The sequence below is a fragment of the Lysinibacter cavernae genome (genome assembly GCF_011758565.1).
GTDB classification, from domain to species: domain Bacteria; phylum Actinomycetota; class Actinomycetes; order Actinomycetales; family Microbacteriaceae; genus Lysinibacter; species Lysinibacter cavernae.
Window position 1 is genome coordinate 895,863 of record NZ_JAAMOX010000001.1, and the last position, 19,096, is coordinate 914,958.

11 protein-coding genes are annotated in these 19,096 nt (G+C 58.6%); 7 read left to right on the forward strand and 4 right to left on the reverse strand.

Translation table 11 applies throughout. The features are described 5' to 3' along the window. Positions 1-540 precede the first annotated feature (540 nt). The 7 genes from FHX76_RS04130 (at position 541) to FHX76_RS04160 (ending at position 9,017) form a co-directional block, all read left to right on the forward strand. Positions 541-1,359: an ATP-binding cassette domain-containing protein gene (locus tag FHX76_RS04130; protein ID WP_167148186.1), complete on the forward strand. Its 819-nt coding sequence runs from the start codon at positions 541-543 to the stop codon at positions 1,357-1,359. Further along, the gene (locus tag FHX76_RS04135; RefSeq protein ID WP_167148188.1) at positions 1,356-3,302 is read left to right on the forward strand and encodes a YhgE/Pip domain-containing protein; all 1,947 of its coding nucleotides are present in this window, start codon (positions 1,356-1,358) and stop codon (positions 3,300-3,302) included. Before FHX76_RS04130 ends, FHX76_RS04135 begins: the two co-directional genes overlap by 4 nt. 83 nt (positions 3,303-3,385) lie before the next feature. Beyond that, on the forward strand, positions 3,386-4,786 hold the full coding sequence (gad, locus tag FHX76_RS04140; RefSeq protein WP_167148190.1) for a glutamate decarboxylase: 1,401 nt from the start codon (positions 3,386-3,388) through the stop codon (positions 4,784-4,786). 109 nt (positions 4,787-4,895) lie between these two features. Beyond that, positions 4,896-5,582: a hypothetical protein gene (locus tag FHX76_RS04145; protein WP_167148192.1), complete on the forward strand. Its 687-nt coding sequence runs from the start codon at positions 4,896-4,898 to the stop codon at positions 5,580-5,582. 95 nt (positions 5,583-5,677) lie between these two features. Next, a complete protein-coding gene (locus tag FHX76_RS04150) occupies positions 5,678-6,757 on the forward strand; it encodes a linear amide C-N hydrolase (RefSeq protein WP_167148194.1) in 1,080 nt (359 codons plus the stop codon). Positions 6,758-6,830: 73 nt separating this feature from the next. After that, positions 6,831-7,724: a DMT family transporter gene (locus FHX76_RS04155; RefSeq protein ID WP_279587600.1), complete on the forward strand. Its 894-nt coding sequence runs from the start codon at positions 6,831-6,833 to the stop codon at positions 7,722-7,724. Further along, positions 7,725-9,017, forward strand: a complete 1,293-nt coding sequence (locus FHX76_RS04160) for a threonine/serine exporter family protein (RefSeq protein WP_167148198.1) — start codon at positions 7,725-7,727, stop codon at positions 9,015-9,017. A 39-nt stretch (positions 9,018-9,056) separates the two neighbouring features. On the opposite strand, the gene FHX76_RS04165 is transcribed toward FHX76_RS04160, so the two are convergent. From FHX76_RS04165 to FHX76_RS04180, 4 genes are all read right to left on the reverse strand, one after another. Then, on the reverse strand, positions 9,057-10,181 hold the full coding sequence (locus tag FHX76_RS04165) for a ferrochelatase (RefSeq protein WP_167148200.1): 1,125 nt from the start codon (positions 10,179-10,181) through the stop codon (positions 9,057-9,059). 171 nt (positions 10,182-10,352) lie between these two features. Beyond that, a complete protein-coding gene (locus FHX76_RS04170; RefSeq protein ID WP_167148202.1) occupies positions 10,353-11,417 on the reverse strand; it encodes an FUSC family protein in 1,065 nt (354 codons plus the stop codon). Positions 11,418-11,598: 181 nt separating this feature from the next. Beyond that, entirely contained in the window at positions 11,599-12,498 is a 900-nt protein-coding gene (locus tag FHX76_RS04175; RefSeq protein ID WP_167148204.1) for an NmrA family NAD(P)-binding protein, read from the reverse strand. Positions 12,499-12,798: 300 nt separating this feature from the next. Beyond that, positions 12,799-19,014, reverse strand: coding sequence for a DUF11 domain-containing protein (locus tag FHX76_RS04180; protein ID WP_167148206.1), 6,216 nt, complete (start codon positions 19,012-19,014; stop codon positions 12,799-12,801). Positions 19,015-19,096 lie beyond the last annotated feature (82 nt).

The following is a 19,096-nucleotide window of genomic DNA, read 5'->3' on the forward strand; positions in this document are numbered from 1 at the left end:
GATACCTCGACGCAGCTCGATATGCTAAGCGACTTCACAGACGGCCCACTGCTAACGCATGGATCACTCGCGTCCCTGCGGACCAAGATTTACCGGCACGACTGGGAACGCGACCAAAAACATACTCGCGCGCATATATCCTGAAACGCTTCAACTATCAACTCTGGTATTTATAATTCCGGTAGGTCATGATGATTGCAGGATGCTCGCTGGCCGCGTTTCAACGACGAAATATGGCCACTCAACGCTACGTGCAAAGGGTGAACATGCATTGCCAACCACAACCGTTCTTGACCAGCCCACGGTGTGACCATTCCCCCTCACAAGCCAGTACCTTGCCCTCCGTTGTGACCACGGGCTTCGCTCTGCCGGTCGCCGCCGTCAATAGCGCCAATCAGATCCGTCGCCTCCGCACCTGACCACATCGCGTGTGCTCGGCACCAACACCTCGCGAGGACAACGCCGTCGGGAACCACGGCATCCGACCGAAGCACCCCCCAAGAGTCAACATCAGCAGTTGAGAGTAGGGAGCGACACCAGATGAGCAAGCACGGCGACACGCAACACCACAACAATCAACACAGCGACCATGAACACAGCGCCGATGAACACAGCGCCGATGAATCAACAATCGCACCGGAGAGCGTCACACGAGACGTTGCCATACTGAGCCTGGAGAACGTCAACGTCGAAGCGTCGTGGGGACATATCTATGGGCCGGTATCGCTCGAGATTCAACGCGGAGGCGTTACCGTCCTAGTTGGGCAGGGCGGCCGCGGCCGAACGGCGCTGCTCTTGACACTCGCAGGGCGAATGAAGCCGTCAACCGGGTCAATTACGTCCTTTGGTCAAACGAACGCTCCGCACGACCTGTTCACACGCGCAAATGTCGGCTTCATCAGCGAGGTTGACGCCATCCCACAGGCCATTCGGGTCAGAGACATCGTCACCGAACAGCTCAGATGGGGCGACAAATGGTTTAAATGGGTTCCGCCGGCAACCGACGCCGACCTCGAAGCGCTCTGCAGACCGGTCTTCGGCGATCTTGAACTCCCCCATCTCGAATCGATGGTTGAAGAGCTACCAGAACTGACCGCGGCGCTGTTTCGCATCGCGGCCGCAAACGCGAGGCGCCCTGAGATCCTCGTTGTCGGAGGTATCGACAACCTTACGAGCAACCACGGATCGGTGATGCTCCTCGAGCGGCTTGTTGAGCTTGGCAACGAGCAAACCATCATTACGGCAGACGTCAACGGCAAGCGAACAGATCTCGACGTGCGGGCCTATCTCGACGTACCGAACCTCACCAATCACGAGTTCGTTGATGCTCAACCAAGCACAGGGGGGACGGACAAATGATTGCCGCTTTTTCGCCAGGCAGTGACTTTAAACGCTATTACCGAGGTCGGATGCCGCGGCTCGCGTTTGTGGTCATCCTGCTCATGCCGCTCATGTACGGTGCGCTCTACCTCTGGGCCTTTTGGAATCCATTTGGCCACGTAGACAAGGTGCCAGTGGCGATCGTCAACCTCGACACGGGCGCGCAAATGCTCGGCAACGATGTGGCTGCGGGAAAGCAGGTTGTCACCGGACTCATCGATTCGAAGCAGCTCAATCTGTTTGAGGTATCCGAAGAAGAAGCAAAAACGGGCCTCTCTCACGGCAAGTATGACTTCACAATCACTATCCCAGCCGATTTCTCGGACGCCGTGGTGTCAGCAGCGACGGGAAACCCACACTCGGCAGAGCTCATCTTCACCTACGACGAGACCAATAACTACCTGTCAACCGTCATCGGTCAGGATGCCGCTGAAGAGGTCATCAACCAGGTGAGTGCGCAGGTTGGCGAGCAGGTTTTCCAGGCCGTGATTGTTGGCGTCGATTCGACCATTCCCAAGTTGAAGGCCGCAGCAGCCGGAGTTGAAGAACTTAACACCGGCATGCAACAGGCAGACGAAGGTGCCCAATTGCTCGCGACAAACCTCGTCACGGCAAAGGATGGCGCCGCTACCCTCGCCGGAGGAGTTGATGAGATCACCACTCGCCTCGACTCGGTCATCGGTGACGCCGATCGTTTCATCGCGGGTTCTGGCATCACGGGCGCGGAAATTCGGGATACGGCCCAGCGAATCCAGACCAACGTTGACGAGGTCGCTGCGCTCTCAACCGATATCGCGAATGCCCAAACGGCAAACGCTGCACTGCTTGACGCGGTCATCGCGGATCTTCGGCAAAACGACCAGGGAAAAGCCGCTGATGACATCCAGAAGGTTCGGGACGACATCGCAAATTCACCGGCGCTCAAGCAGGCAAACGGTGTCCTCACAACCGTGCGCGACGACTCAAATTTGCTCGCGGCCCAGCTCGGGGATCCGTCAAGCCAGATCAACGTTGTAATGCGGGCCGTTGAAGACGGAAAGGTTGTGCAGGACCTCGCACTTGCCAACCAGGCAGCGGATCAGCTCCGCAGCGGTGCGAACGCGCTCAGTTCCGGTTTGGTAGAGCTGAGTGACGGCGCAAACACCCTCGCTGCTGGAACGCCAAAGCTTGCGTCTGGCACCGCGCAGCTTGAAGACGGCGTCACGCAGGGCATGAAGCTGCTGCCGCACTGGGATAATGATCAGCAAGAAAGCTTCATCAAGACCCTTGCTCAGCCGGTCAAACTGGTCGAGAAAACGGAGCACGAGGCGAAGACCTTCGCCTACGGCTTTGCCCCCTTCTTCCTCGGGCTCGCCCTCTTTGTTGGAAGCATCATTGCGTGGATGCTTTTCACCCCGCTCCAGGCCCGCCCGCTCGCACAGGGGCTCGGCTCGCTCAGAACCGTTTTTGCATCCTTCGTACCGACGCTGGCCGTCGGCATCACGCAGGGCACGATCCTGTTTCTCGTCATCTACTTCGGTCTTGGGCTGGTGCCGGAATATCCGATACCAACGCTGCTCTTTATGTGGCTCATGGTTGCAATGTTCATGGCAATGATCCAGATGTTCAACGCGCTCTTCGGGGCCGCCGTCGGACGAGTGATTACCCTCGCGTTTCTCATGGTCATGTTGACATCGGCCGGCGGTATTTATCCGGTTCAAACGACCAGCCCGCTGTTTCAATGGATCCATCCCTACGACCCGATGACCTACACGGTGACCGGCCTACGGCAGCTCATCATGGGCGGCATCGATTACCGGCTCTGGATCGCCATCGCCGTCATCGCTGGCCTCACGGTCATCTTCCTAGCCGTCTCCACCCTGGCGGCACGGCGAAACCGTCAATACAACATGGACCGCCTGTATCCGCCGGTGGAGGTGTAACAGCCAACCTGTTCGCCGCAGCTCCCTAACCCTGAACGTCGACATCTCGAAACACGTCACCAACTCAAGAGAAATGAGACAGCATGTCTGAAATGTACCGAAACGCCGTTGAGAAGCCGAATGACGCCGAGCTCCAGATCTCGCCCGTCTTTGCCCGGCGGGGAGAGGCAACAAGTCTTCCCAAGTTCTCGATTCCCGACGACATGATGTCGGGAGAAACTGCCTACCAAATAGTGCACGACGAGGCGATGCTCGACGGAAATTCGCGCCTCAACTTGGCAACCTTTGTGTCGACGTGGATGGACGACCACGCGCAGAAGATTTACGCCGAGAGCGCCGATAAAAACATGATAGATAAGGACGAGTATCCTGCAACGGCGACGATTGAGGATCGCTGCTGGCGAATGATCGCCGACCTCTGGAATGTGCCAGACCCCACAGACACGATTGGAACGTCAACCATTGGCTCCTCGGAGGCCTGCATGCTCGGAGGTCTCGCGCTCAAGCGCCTGTGGCAAGAACGCCGCCGTGCGGAGGGCAAGAGCACGGAAACGCCGAACCTCATTCTCTCCGCCGGTGTCCAGGTCGTGTGGGAGAAGTTCTGCAACTACTGGGATGTTGAGGCGCGCTACATCCCTGTCACCGAAGAGCACCTTGTGCTCGACGGCTACGAGCTTGAGAAGTATGTTGATGAGAACACCATTGGCGTTGTTGCTATCCTCGGCCAGACCTACACGGGCCTCTATGAGCCGGTCAAAGAAATCGCCGCGAAGCTTGACGAGATTCAGGCTTCGACCGGTCTCGACGTCAAGATCCACGTTGATGGCGCGTCGGGGGCAATGGTTGCGCCCTTCTGCCAGCCGGAGCTTGAGTGGGACTTTAAGGTTGAGCGAGTGAACTCCATCAGCACGTCCGGTCACAAATATGGCCTGGTGTATCCGGGGGTCGGCTGGGTCGTGTGGCGAAACACGGCGGTATGCCCAGAGAGCCTGATTTTCCATGTGAGCTACCTCGGCGGAGATATGCCAACGCTCGCCCTCAACTTCTCTCGACCTGGTTCTCAGGTCTTGCTGCAGTACTACCAGTTCCTACGCCTTGGTCGCGAGGGATACCGCCTGGTTCAGCAGGGATCGATCGACGTTGCCACGTACCTTTCCTCCGAGATCGGGGCAATGGCTCCGTTCGAACTGGTCAGCAAGGGTGACACCATCCCCGTTTTTGCGTGGAGGATGACAACGGAAAAACGGAACTGGGACCTCTACGACCTCGCCGACCGGCTCCGTATGCGCGGCTGGCTCGTTCCCGCGTATCCAATGCCTGACGATTTGAGCGGCATGATTGTGCAGCGTATCGTCGTGCGCCTAGGGCTCAGCCAAGACCTCGCGAGTCTCTTGCTCGACGCGATCAAGGAAGAGGTCACCTTCCTAGAGAACCTCAGTGCCCCCATCCCCCGGGAAAAGAAACGCCAGGCTTTTAGCCATTAGCCGGGCGTTTGGCATCCGGCTGCCGAAGGTTTGGAGCGGGTCTCCGTCCTCGGCAGCCGGGTTCCGCCTCTGGATCAGGTTGCCAGTCCACCACAGCTGAGAGATGTGCATGAACACCAACAGAAGAACCCCATCCTCGGGAGCGCCACGGGCACGTCCGCTATCGGCACTCACCCCAAACCTCACGAAGCAGAGCTGGTCGTTCATGATTGGGTCTGCCATGTTTGCCGTCGGCACGGCAATCGGGATGCTCGACCCACACAACTCAAACCTGACCAACATCTTCTGCTTCTTCGGGGCCTGGTTTTTCACCGCTGCCGGGCTGATGCAACTCGCGTTGAGCGGAAGCCCAACAACTCGCGTGAGCTACGGGTCGGGCACCATGTTCCGCGCTGAGTGGCTCGCGGCCGCAACGCAGACAATGGGAACACTCCTCTTCAATGTGAGTACCAGCGCGGCGTTAACGGCCAAGACGGTCAGAACCGAGGATCGACTCGTGTGGACACCGGACGCTGGTGGCTCGATGGCCTTCCTGATCAGCGCCGCCTTTGTGTACGTCGCGTTCGTTCGATCGGAGGGCACCATGTGGGACCCAACAAACCCAGGGTGGTGGGGAGCCCATATCAACATGATCGGCTGCCTGGCGTTTGGCTTCTCAGCAATAGGCGCGTTTGTACTTCCCAATGGAACCGCCGACGATCTTTCCCTCGCCAATTGGGGCACCTTCATTGGCGCTCTCTGCTTCTTCACCGCCTCAGCGATCGCCCTTCCCAAACGACGGCCACTCACCGCCTAGCGCGGCAGGTTGCCCGCTCGTCCGCGAGCGCTTCACCGTACGAACCAGCCTCATCCACATCACACAACGTTTCACTACGAAAGGAAGCCTTCACCATGTGCACACGAGTTGTATGGCCAGATGCCAACGGATCAGTCATCGTTGGACGGAACATGGATTTCCATATGGACCTGTTGACGAACCTTTGGAAGTATCCACGAGGCTGCAAACGCGCTGACGGCGTGAACGGAACCCTCACCTGGACGGCGAGGTACGGGAGCATTGTCGCCACGGCGTTCGACATGATCGCGTGTGACGGTATCAACGAGGAGGGCTTCGCTGGCCACATCCTCTGGCTCGCCGAGTCTGATTACGGCAAGCCAGCGGATTCGGCAACGCAGCTCAGCCAGGCAGTGTGGCTGCAGTACTACCTCGATAATTTTGCGACGGTTGCGGAGGCCGTGGCTTGGACCAACGAAACCCAGGTTCAGATTGCCCAGCTGTTTGATCCAACTGGGCACATTGTTCCAACGCTGCACCTTGCGATAAACGACGCGAGCGGCGACTCGGCGATCATTGAGTACACCGATGGGAAGCCAAAGGTGTACCACAGCCGCGACTACCAGGTCATGACCAATTCTCCGACCTACGATAAGCAGTTGGAACTCGTCAAGGAGATTGACGGTCTCGGCGGCACAAAGCCCCTTCCTGGTTCCACGCTAGCAAGCGACCGGTTTGCCAGGGCGTCCTACTATGTGGCGCACCAGGTCCAGCCGAAGACCCAGGTTGATGCGATCGCGGCGATGTTCAGTATCATCCGTAACGCGGCGCAGCCATTCCGTACCCCAGAGGAGGGAAAGCCCGACGCATCCCAAACCATCTGGCAAGTCGTGCTTGACCTCACGAATAAGCGATACGTGTTTGAGTCGACCACTCGTCCTGGAATTGTGTGGGTTGATCTCAACGATATGAGCTTTGCTGAGGGCTCCAAGGTCCTCAAACTTGACCTCGTGAGTCGGCTCGCCCTTGAGGGGGGTCTTGCCGGGAACGTCAGCCACAATTTCACGGCAGTAAGCGATGAAGCGGCGGAGGCGTTGGCCTTTGGGGTGAATGCCCTTGAGCGGGTCGCAAGCATGCAAGACGAGTTCACTGAGATCAAAAAGGCTGTGCAACATCTGGTTGGCTCGAAGAAATAGACCACAGGCTTGGTGGGCGCCCGATCCAACGGCACCCACCAAGCCATCCACATAACCATGTGATGAGGTATCAATGCTTGTTGGCTCCTTGCCTGTCCTCGGGGTGTTGCTCGCTCTCTTGTCTGCGTTCATATTGGCCCTTGGCAATCTTGGGCAAAGTCGCGGTATCAAACGTGCCACCGAGAAACCGAGCAGCACGACCCCGCTGCTCGGGCTCATCCACACGCGCAGTTGGTTGGGAGGGACAGCGCTGATCGGCCTTGCGATGCTGCTGCAGATGGGGAGTCTCGCCCTAGCTCCACTCATCCTGGTCCAACCGCTCGGGGTGGCGGCACTCGTCTTTACCGTCATACTGACAACGCGGGCGTCGGGCAAACGGATTGCGCCGGATGTTCGAAACGCCATATTCATTGTGCTCGGCGGAGTTGCGCTGTATGTGATTGTTGCTGCGTCCGTCAGTAAGCAAAAGGCCATTGGCAACCAACAGCTCGTCTGGATTCTTGGCATCTTGGCCGCCGTTCTCATCCTGTCGTTGGTTGTCTTTCTGATCGGCAAAACGAAAAAACTGCCTCCGTTTACCTTCGTGATCCTTGGCGGCATCTATTCCGGCTTCATCGCGACGCTTGGAAAGACAGTCATCCTCAGGGTCGAGGCAATGTTCAAGGGCGGGGTTGGCGGGGCTGACTCAGGAAGCTGGCTGACGCTCCTGTGCATCGTTGCGATCTCAATCGCTTCTGCGCTCTCAATCGTTTATGTGCAGTACTCGCACACCTGTAACTCACCGGACATCGTCATTGCCGGGCTCACGATTGTTGACCCCTCTGTCGCTGTCCTGCTTGGCATTACGATTTTGCACGAGGCCGCCGGCGCACCCGCGTGGTCAATCGTTGTCCTCCTTATTGCCGGGATTATCGCCTTTTCTGGGGTGCTCAAACTTGCAACTGCCGAGGCAAAGGTCGACAGTTAGGTGTCTGCGCCACTTCGGAGCAATCCTGCTGAGGACGATGTCTCTGTCACGGGGATGCTTGGAGCGATTGGAGCGCTCCTGCTCACCGCAGGCACCAACGCGGTCAACGAGATCGACAGCACCCTGCGTTCCCTTGCATACGTCTATGGCCGGCCCCAGCTGAAGGTGGTCGCGCTGCCAACGATGGTACTCATCGAGGATCCGACAACCGTGCCAGCACGCATGGCGGTCTTTCCGGTGAAGGACCTTGCACTGCTTCGGCTCGACCAGACGGGCCAGCTCGAAAGCCTCATCAAGAGAATCTCTGTCGAACCAGTAACGCCGAGCGAGGTGCTTGCCGAGACTGAACGCATCATGGCTACCCCGCCACGCTTTCGCTTTATAGCCACCCTCGCAGGTCACGTCCTGCTCACGGTTGGCTTCGGGCTCGTACTGAACCCAACGCCCGAAGCCCTTCCCGTGTATTTCATCACGGGCCTCGCGGTGGGCCTCATCGTTCTACTCGGGGCCAGAATCCGCACGCTCTCACTGGTCCTCCCCGTTGTGGCTGCCTTTGTTTCAGTCGCCATCGTTGGGCTCGGGCCGTCAACCCTGACCCAGGATGACACGCTCAGGCTCGTGGCCCCTTCGCTCGTGTCGCTGCTGCCAGGGCTGACGCTGACCGTCGCGGCCGTCGAGCTTACCCACGGTCAGATCATCGCTGGTTCGAGTCGGCTTGTGTATGGCTTCGCTCGCCTGGCCTTGCTCGCCTTTGGGGTCTACCTTGGTCTCGCCACGTTTGGGGTCGAAACCCACACGGCGTCCGCAGCCGACCGTCTCGGGCCATGGGCTCCGTGGCTCGGCGTTGTGTTAGTCGCGTTCGGGTACTCGCTCTTTTCGATCGCTCCCAAACGCTCACTTCCCTGGATCACTGTTGCCCTTGTGATCGCCCACGCCGGCCAGGTGCTTGGCAGCCTCCTTGTTGGCAGCGAACTCTCGGGAATGGTCGGCGCAATCGTCGCGGTTCTCGCTGTCACTCTGCTCTCGCGCGTCGCTTCGTCGCCGCCCTCCTCCGTCATGCTGACCTGCTCATATTGGGTCCTCGTGCCTGGATCAATGGGGTTCATCGGCCTGAGCGAGGCCGCCTCAGGCATGGCAGGGGCTGGTTCAATGATTATCAACACGCTCGGCGCGATCCTCGCAATCGCAATCGGGATGGTCCTCGGCGCAGGAATAAGTCACGACACCGGCTCACTCGCGAGGACGCTGCGCGCGACGGTTCGTGCTCGCGCGAACGAACGCCGACACGGCTGATCTGCGCGTGCTCAGTTGAGTCCCCGCCGCGTCGGTCGCCTATTCTCCCGGAGCTGGCCAAACCGGGCAGATCGCGCGCTCACGCACTCCGGCGCAGCAGCTGACCGAGCAAGCACCGCTGCCGGGAACGAGCGGCCCCTCTGGAGTGACGGCCGGTGCATCCGGAGACTCTCCACGAAGCTGAGCCGCGCGCTCAAACGCCTCGTCGACGAGACCAGATACAAAATGCTCGTTCACGCCGACGCTGTCGGCCCTGACGTAGGCCAGCTGAAGAACGCGTGCGGTTTCGGCGGCCTCGGTGTCGAGGTCATATTTGACTTCCATATGATCTGACACAAATCCAATTGGCACCACGAGCACGCCGGTAATCCCCTCGGCAGCTAGCTCTTCGAGCCGGTCATTGATGTCAGGCTCAAGCCACGGAACGTGCGGAGATCCCGAACGCGAGCAATATACGAGCTCAGGCTGAAGCGGCAGCTCTGCACCAAGCTCTCCCGCGATCCAATCAATCAGTTGCTCATGCTGCCCCTTGTAACCAGCGGTCATCACGGCAGAAGCGTCCTGCATCACATCGGGGATCGAATGGGTTACAAACAAGACCCGCTGCGTTGACGGCTCAAGACCGCCGGTCAACTCGCTGAGTTCGGAAAGACCTCGGCGCACGCAGCCGAGCTGGGCCTTCGCAAATCCGGGGTGGTTGTAGTACTGGCGGATCTTATCGAAGGCGATTTCAACGCCCTCGGCGCCGAGCGTTGCAACCGTCTGCGCGAAGTCCTCTCGATACTGCCGGCACGAGGAATAGCTTGAGTAGGCGGAGGTATCGATCGCGAGGAAGCGTGTACCCGGCTTCGTCGCCGCGAACTCCCTGACCACATCCGACAGGAAGGGATCCCAGTTGCGATTGCCCCACAGAATTGGAGTGGTCACTCCTCGACGCTCCAGCTCGGAGCGAAGCGCCGAGAGGAGTTCACGGTTTTGCTCGTTGATTGGCGAGCGGCCTCCAAAACCGTAGTAATGCTCGCCGACTTCAACGAGCCGTTCGTCAGGAATCCCCCGCCCTGCCGTGACGTTTTTCAGGAAGGGAAGCACATCGGCTTCCTTCTCTGGCCCGCCGAAGGACATGAGAACAAGCGCGTCGAAGGGTGCAAGTTCATTGGTACTCATTCAGTTTCTCCCGATCTTCGGCGTTGTGAACACGGTCAATCCCGGCCCCGATGGCCTGTGTTGGTTCGCGCTGGATGCCGAACCATATTTAGATAGCTAGCCTAGCTAGTTAAATATCAATCGTCGATTGAGGCGCGCTGAAAAAGTCAGGAGAGGCATCTCAGTCCCACCTCATCCTGACTCCTCGGCAAATTTGGCACGGTGCGGGGTGATGCTGAAGCGGCGGTAGATCAGCACGTTGACAAGCATCGCGGCAAGCATCGCAAGACCGGCACCCGCAACGGTAAAGCCAAAGCGTTCGGCATCAAGCAGCAGCGTACTCACCCCGCCCGAGTTCATCAGCACCACCGACAGCGTCAGAAAAAAGCTGTACTGCCAATACGGCTTCTTGATGACCATAAAGAACATGCAGCACCACACAGCCGGCAAGGCAAGGAGGCCAAGGACAGCATCCGGAACCGCCGCCAGCGCGAGTATCGCCACAACGGCAAACCCGGCAAATGTGCCAACAAGCCGGCCAAGCATCCGTTTTGGCGGAATGAGTTCCGTCGGGTCGGCAATGACATAGAGCGTCAGCGTCACCCAAACCCAATGGGTCGTGAGGTCGGTCGCCGTTCCGACCAGCATGACACCCGCAGAGAGGACGCCAAGAAGGGCACCAAACAACAGCGGAACATTGGGGTTCGACACCGTCACAACCCGCATCCTTCGCGTTCCGGTCGCGAGATGCAAGACCAGAACGGCCCACAGCCCCGTGACATTCATCACAAGAATCAGCCCAATGAAGTAGCGAATGTCAAAGACGGGCGGATTCGCAAAGAGCACGGGCGGCGACATCATGAAATACGGCGTCAAAATCGGCAGCTGCAGTACGGCTTTTCCAACGCCTCGACTTGAGGCATAGCCGTACGCGACTCCCAGCACGACCAGGATGAGGGCAAGCGCCCATACATGCTCCCGCAACAGGATCGAGACGGTTCCCGTCAGGGACAGCGCAAAGACCACGGCAGCCCCCAAACGAGGCCCGCCGCTTATCCACCCAAACCCCGCCGCAAGCACCCCAAAAAACGCAACGCTCAACAGCCCGGGAACAAACCAGGACACACCATAGATCGGCGCCCCAATCACCAAGAGCGCGCCAAGAATCTTGAGCCCAAGCACGGCCTGAGCCCGGCCGGTGGACCTGCTACTCGATTCGGGATGCGGGATGCGCTCCGCTCCGATTCCCAACGGCATCGCGGCCCCCTCAGAACAACGTTGTAGTTGAAATGACCTTACTGAGGTAACGGCAGTGAATGGAAGTCGTCTGCAGATTCCAAGGATTGCAGCTGGACATGAAGTGAGGACTCAGCACGCCCATCAGCACCCAATCGCGAATGAGCAACCTGCCAATCTCTGCACTGAGCCGGGGAAGCCCTCAGTCCAAGTTCTCGTCAGCGGTTGGGTTTTCAGGGCTCCAAACTGCGCGCTCCCGATGAGCAAACTCCGCAAAGCGAATCGGGTCTCTCCCGAGTACGTCACTCACGGTACCGGTGAGTCCTGCTGCCATGCCGAGGCGAGCGGTTGTATAAATTGCCGCCGTCACGATAACCATTCCCCATGGCATATTCAGATGCCTTCGGGCGTGGAGCATATACCGGAAGATTCCGGGCCTCGCGTACCGAATCGGGCGCCCGAGCTCACGGGTGAGAATCTCGGCAATTTCACGATAGCTGAGGGCTTCGTCACCGGTGACGGTGAGTGCTCGATTATGAAAGAGCGACGGAGAGAGCAGCGCAGCGGCCGCAACCGCCCCAACGTCAACGGCGTCCACAAATGCTGTGGCGCCGTTGCCGGCTGGCACCATAATCTCGTCTCGATCCCGAATATCGGAGACGTGCGTCGTCGAAAGGTTTTGATGGAAGAAGGATGCCCGCACGAAGGCCCATCCGATGCCAGAGGTGCGCAGCCAAGCCTCGAGGGCCGCGTGGGGCACCACCCGATTCTTCTCAGCTCCCTGCAACGACAACAAGACGATCTGTCCGACGCCAAGTAGCTTTGCGTGTTCTAGCGCGGGAATCATCTCTTTCTTCGGCTTTCCCAGCTGGGGTGGCCGCATCAAGAACATCTGCTGGATGCCGTCAAACGCGTCATCCCAGGTGTCAGGACGCGTGAAGTCCAAGGCGACAGCCTCCACTGACTCACCGAACACCCTCCGAACCGATTCGATGCTCCGCCCAGCCGCGCGCACGGTATGGCCGGCTTCAAGCAACTGCTCAACGACCACTCGACCGATATTGCCGGTCGCCCCAGTCACCAAAATTGGCTGCGCACTCATTCCTAGCTCCGCTTCGTGAGGTTGACCCTCGATATCAAAAAAGATGCAGAGACTGCATCGAGCATGGTGTCGAGTCTATCCGACGTTACCGGGCAGGCCCCATCTACGCATTCGCGTAGCACTCAGGCGCTGCTCAGGTCGAGCTTCTCGCTCCTGAAGCGTCAACGCATTCTTGTCCACGGGCAGCCCCAGAACTAGCACGCCCTGCCGACGACTGCGGGCCTCCGGCCAGGGCGGATAGCAGTATCCAATTCCCCAACCGAAGGCCCGTATGCTCAACGAGCTACGCGGTAGCGATCGTTATCGCGGCGTGGCCGAGCCCATCAGTGTGCGTTCGTTTCGCTGACGTCGCAGCATACCGCCGGCAAGCAGCAGGCCAAGAGCAAGCAACAACACGGAGGTCAGTTGCCCACCGGTCACCGCGAGCGGCAACGGCAACGCTGTTCCCATGTACCGCGATGAGTCCGATGCAGGTGTGGCATCGTTCCCCGTTGGGCTCGCGCCGGTCACGGTTGCGGTGTTTTCGTATGCGCCAACCGTAGCCGTTCCCTGCTTCTCGCAGGTCACGCTTTCGCCAGGCTCAAGGTAATCAATCGGGCAGCTCACGACGCCCTCTATGTTGTCCTCAACAACGATGCCGACCAACGTTACATTTCCGGTATTGGTAACCGCATACGTCCATGTCACGTCGTCACCATCGTTCAGCAACGGAGTATCAGCGGCAAAGGCCTCGGTTGCGAGCTTTCCATTCGTGCGCTTTTCAACCGCAATCTCGGGTCGCTCAATATCGAGAATGACCTCGGCGATCGTGGAGTTCACGTCGCCAACTACCGACTCGGCGTGTGCAACGGCCGAGTTGATCAGAGCATCCCCCAGCGCGTCTTCTTGCGTGATCGTATACGGCGCGCTGCACTGTACCCGTTCACCCGGCGCCAACGAAATGTTGGCGGGATCGAGTTCGACACCATTGGCGTTGCACACAATATCGCCAAGCCCTGGCAGCGGGTCCTCAACGCGAACCTTGTCGAGTACGGTATTCCCGTCGTTCAAAACCTCAAAGGAATACGTCACCGTGTCACCGGCGACTACGCCAACAGCTGGCGAAACGCTCTTCTCCAGCGAAACCACCGGCTCAGCACCGTAGTACCTGGAAGGGTCCTCGTCGGTGACAGCATCTAGCTGAATGGCGTTTCCGTCGTTGTCGGCCGGCTGAGCCGAAACCGAACCGAGGTTGACGTAGTCACCAAGAGTGTCAGCCGACCCGGTGATCGTACACTCGGTACTCTCCCCCGGCTTCAACTCAGTTGTTGGGCAAACGGCCAACCCCTCAAGGTCGTCACTCACACGCAGCCCGATGAGCACCGAATCACCCTCGTTTTTTACGGTGAAGGTCCAGGTCACGTCGCTGCCACGCTGGATTGCTGGCACATCAGTATCGCCGAGGTCGTTTGCATCCGCTCCGTTGGTGCGCTTGACCACGCTGAGCTCTGGGGTAACCGCCTCATAGTGGGCGGAGTCATCCGCTTGCACCGTCTTACCGGCAACAATACTGCCGCCAGAGGTCACGGTGTCGGGCCCCGCGCCCGTCGCGGTTGCAACATTCACATACGGCCCGGCTACTGCCACAGCATCGAGCGTGCAGTCCATCGACTCGCCAATTCCGAGGCTCGTTGCGGGACAGTTCACCGCGCCTTCGATGTCGTCAGCCAAGCTGATGCCGTTGAGAGCAACGTTTCCGATGTTGGTGACGGTGTACTCAAATGTGGCGGATTCTCCGGTCAGTATCCACTCGGGGTCGTCCAGCGTGGTTACGGCGTTACCATTCACCTTTTTGACCAGGTCGATGGCAGGAACCGAACCGAAGTAGGCGCTTGGATCGTCGTCAGAGACCGACTTTTCAGGGCCGTCCGCTGACACCGAACCGGTGTTCCGGTACTGCCCAGGTAGTGCCGTGCCCGTGAGCTCACACGTCATCGACGCCAACGGCGCAAGCTCGGTGTTTGGACAGACAATCGCACCCTCCATGTCATCGCTCACCGCGATGTTCTGCAGCGTGGTGTTTCCCGAGTTGGTGACCACATACGTCCAGGTCACGTCGACACCGTTCTCAACGAACGGACCACTACTTGTCGGGTCGCTGACGGCCTGCTCCTGCGTGAACTTACTCAGTGAGATTTCTGATTCCGCACCAAAGTAGTGAGACACGTCCTGGTCATCGACCCGAGACTCGCCAGAGATAGGGTCGCCCGCGTCATCTGCTGGCTGGCCACTCACGGTTGCGGTGTTTTCGTAGTCATCACGAACGGCACCGTCGGTTGCTTCGAGCGTGCAGGTAGTGGATGCGCCAGGCAGCAACGACGTGACGGGGCAGGTCACTGCACCCTCAACGTCGTCAAGCAGCCGCAGGTCAACAAGCGGGGTGTCCCCCGTGTTGGTTACCACGTACGTCCACGTCACGTCCTCGCCGAGGCCGATCAGCACCGCGTCTGCCGCAGCTGTTGCCAATTCACCGTTGGTGCGTTTCTCTACCTCGATGGATGGCGCGAGCGCGCGACCGAGGTAGTGCGACGGGTCAATTGATGACGCTCCGGCACGCGAAATGGTGCCCTGACCGGTCACTCGACCTGTGTTCTTATACACACCGTCCGGGTACATCGCTGCGTTTTCGGTACTTACCGCGTCAGCCGATGTTGTGCAGGTGACCGAATCGCCAACGGGAATCGTGCCGCCCGACGCTCCGAGGGTAAAGGCGCGCCCTGTTGATCCGAGCGTGCAGGCAAAGACTGCGTCGAGTTCAACATCGTCGCCAAGCGTCACGTTACGAACCGGTTCCTGGCCTTCGTTGGTGATGAGATAGGTCCAAGTCACGTTCTCAAACTCCGTGAGCGTTGGAACGTCTGCGTCGCCTGGAAGGCTGGCATCAGCGCCGTTGGTCGTTTTAAGGAGACCAAGCTTCGGCTGTGGAACGCGAACCTGCGCGGTATTGCTGTCGGTCAGGGTTGCTCCCGATGGGGTGGTTGCAACAACGCCTGCGGTGTTGACGTGATCGCCAATTCCCCAGCCGGTTGACCAGGTGCAAGTGAGCGTTCGGCTTGCACCCGGTGCCAGCGTAAAGGTCGGGAGCGTGCAGTATTCGCCGATCTGAGGGTCAGTCACCTGCACGTTTGTCAGGGTACTGAGCCCGGTATTGGTCACGACGAATCGGTACGAAACGCCAGCGCCAGACGCAACAGTCGCGAATTCACCGGCGGCGTCAAAACTGCCGTCCGCCTTCGCATCAGCGTCAAGCCACCGACCGTTTGCGTTCACTTGCTTGAGCAGCGTGATCGATGGCTCAGCGGTTTCGAGTGACACGGATGCGCAATGGTCCTGCGTGTCTTCGTCACAGGTGCCTGCTGGGCTATCCACGTCGGGCACGCTGTTCGCAGTAATAGCTGCCTTATTGGTGATAAGGCCAACCTTGGTCACGAGCGCCCTGAAGGTAAAGGTGAACGATTCGCCCGCCTGAACGGTACCAACGTCCCACCGTCCGGTAGCTTCATCGACGCTACCAATGGTGACGCGCGACGAACCCGGCACAATGCTGAGCCCGTCAGGCACCTGGTCCTCAACCACTACGTCACGCCCTGGAGCAACTGCGGTCGTTGGATTCTTGGTGGTGCGGTCAAGGTACGAGACCTCTCCCGTATCGGGATCAACGGTTGGGATGGCGTCGTGGGCAACGGTGATTGAGTAGGTTACTTCTTCACCAGGCGCGGCCGAGATCGGCGACACCGTTTTCAGAAGCGACAGGTCACTCTGGGCGACCACAATGCCAACTTTTGGGGGCTCACTCGTCAGCAGCTTCAGCCCGTCGTCGGCACGAGTCGCCGAATAGGCTACCGAGTTCCAGGCAATCTCACCCCGCGTAGGAGTCTTGGCGGGTGAGGTCATCGACCACGACACAATCGCGCGATCTCCCATCGAAATGGGGCCTGCCGGCTTGAGCTTGATCGCGGTCACCGTCGAAGGGTTTGCCGGGAGTGTTGCACTCCAGTCGCTATTGCAACCGACCGGCCAAGTTGCCGATCCGTCGCCCACCTCCGGTCGGCAAGGATTCGTAGCAGTGCTGTACTGCACCGTCCAACCAGCTGGAACGGATACCGCTCCCGCGAGTTCCGGCCCCCACTGGCTGTTTCTGTCGATCGACTGTTGACTATTGGAAACACCCGTATCGCCGATACGTGGGAAAACGTCATAGAAGACGGCGTCATTTGCGGCCACTGAACCACCGTTGGTGATCGTCATCCGATAATCGATGGCACCAGGCTGACCAGGATCAGCAACGCCAACACCGGGGAAGCCAACAAACGAGCTATCGAGATTCCCCTTAACTTCTTTCACCGCGTTGAGCAGCGGAGAGGCCTGAAGCCCAGAAGTCATTCGAGTTCCGGCAGAACAGATCGACTCGTTGTCAACCCGGCCGTTGCCGTTCCAATCGTCGCTATCGTCAGTGAGCGGAACCGTCAGCTCTCGCTGGTTGAAGACACAACTGTCAAACGAAGCGTCATTTGCGGCAGAAATCCGCACGATGTTTTCGGTATCGCCGAGGTTCGGAAAGCTCGCTCCGTTTGCCGGAACAATTTTCGCGACAACGGGCGCACGGTTGGAGAGCACCGTCGAATCTTTGCCGGCAGCATACAGCGGAACACCCTTGGCAACCGTCAACCGAAACAGCGTACGGCCGGTGCCGTTGTAGTTATCAATGAACTCGTAGCTGTAGTCGTTTGGGCCATATTTTGTGGCCGTGTTGCTCGAACCGGGCATGACGCTTGCGACCCTAAGCTGATTTGCGGTGATACCTGCGGGAAAGAGATCAGCGACGACAACTCCGCCTGTCCAGGGCTTGGAAAGATCATCCATGTACATGATGTCCGCGCCGATTGACAGCTGACCAGACAACGCAAATTTATTGGTCTGCGCGATCAGTCCAGACTGCGCACGAACAACTGCACTCTGCGATGAGGTGATCGCACTTCCGTCAAGATAAACGAGGGAGAAGTCAGCGGTATTCATTGCGGTTTCGTCAGCAACCCGGTCACTTGGCAAGTACCCGTTCAGCGTGAGGTCCACAAAGCTGAAGGAGTTCATGGATTCAAGGGTCACGTTGTCAACGACGAGCTCCGCGAGTATGTCATCAGCCTGGATTGCCCAGTCATAGGTTGAGACTTTTTTGAACGTTTTACGCTCGCCGTCAGTATTCAGATAGTAAATCTGACCGTCGGCAAGTGCCGTGAGTGCCGCAGCGGATGTCACCTGCAATGAGGTCACACGCACCGCGGGATCCGAACAAATTGTTCCAGGAGCGTTCGAGTTGTACTGGTTCTGCCCGAATTCGTTCAGCGTGGTGTTCGTGGCACACGGCATCGGGTCTCGCAGGCTCCAGCTTGCAGAAAGCGATGACGTATTCTGCGTTCGAAGCCGCCAGCTCATTGGCGTGTCGTTGCTCTGGGCCTGACCGATCGCCACTGGCGCCGGAATATCCGAATCACATGAGCCGGCAACGTTTATGCGACCAGCGCCGGTTGACTTACAGAACGCTCCGACTGGAGTAAAGGCGCCAAACGTATGGTTCACTGCCGATTCCCGAACCTGCGGTTGCGTCTCGCCAAGGAAGTTGCCTTCGACGCGTGCCGTATTTACAACGGATTTGCCGGTACCAAAACTTCCGGAGGGATAGCGCAGCTCAACCCAGTACTGCTCGTCCGTACAGTGCTTGGCGGTGTTAAGCTCACCAATTTCCCACGTCACGCGGTCGGTCCCGTTGTAGAGACCGTTTCCTGAGGCAGCCACAAACTCAGCGCCAGGAGGAAGCAGGTCGGTGAGTTTTGCATTAACAAGCTGCAATCGTCCAAGCTCATCAGCAGAGTTGTCACACACCCGAATGTTGTACCGAAGCGGAAGGTCATTGGGAAGCGCGGAGCCGTTTGGCACGTTGCCGGGGTTGTCCTTTTTGACGCCAAGCACGCCAACGGCTGTCAGGGTCACCTCTGCAGATGCGCTCACGGCTTCGGCGTTGGATCCTGTGATGGTTGCGTTCAGTTCCGCAACGGTGTTATTCGGGGTGACATAGTTCAGTGATCTTGTCGAGAACTCAACTGCGGTTGTGTTACCGGCTGGCACACCCTTGATCATTGTCACCACGAGCTCGTTGTTCACGAACTGCCAGGAAGCGACATTTGGATGCTTCACCGATTCAAAGTGTTCAGCGGATTGGCTGAGACTCGCTGGCCAGGGAATTCGGATGACGCCGTCATCGCAGGTTGGTGCCGCAACCGCGGAACACGAAACCTGTAAACGGAAGGTGTGCTTATTTCCTGACGCTTGCGGACTCGGCGATTGCCGTGTCAGTTGCAGCTGCCACGAGGCCTCCGCTACCGGTTCCGCGGCCGCGGGAGTCACTGCAACGCTCATGCCAAGCAACAGGCTGAGCGACACACCAAGTATTGCCCGAATTGGACGTCGGCGATTATTCATTTCTATGGATCCACCCCTAATAGACCTTGGGCAAAAAATACCCGTGAATGGTTAACCATACGGAGATAAATACGCACACAAT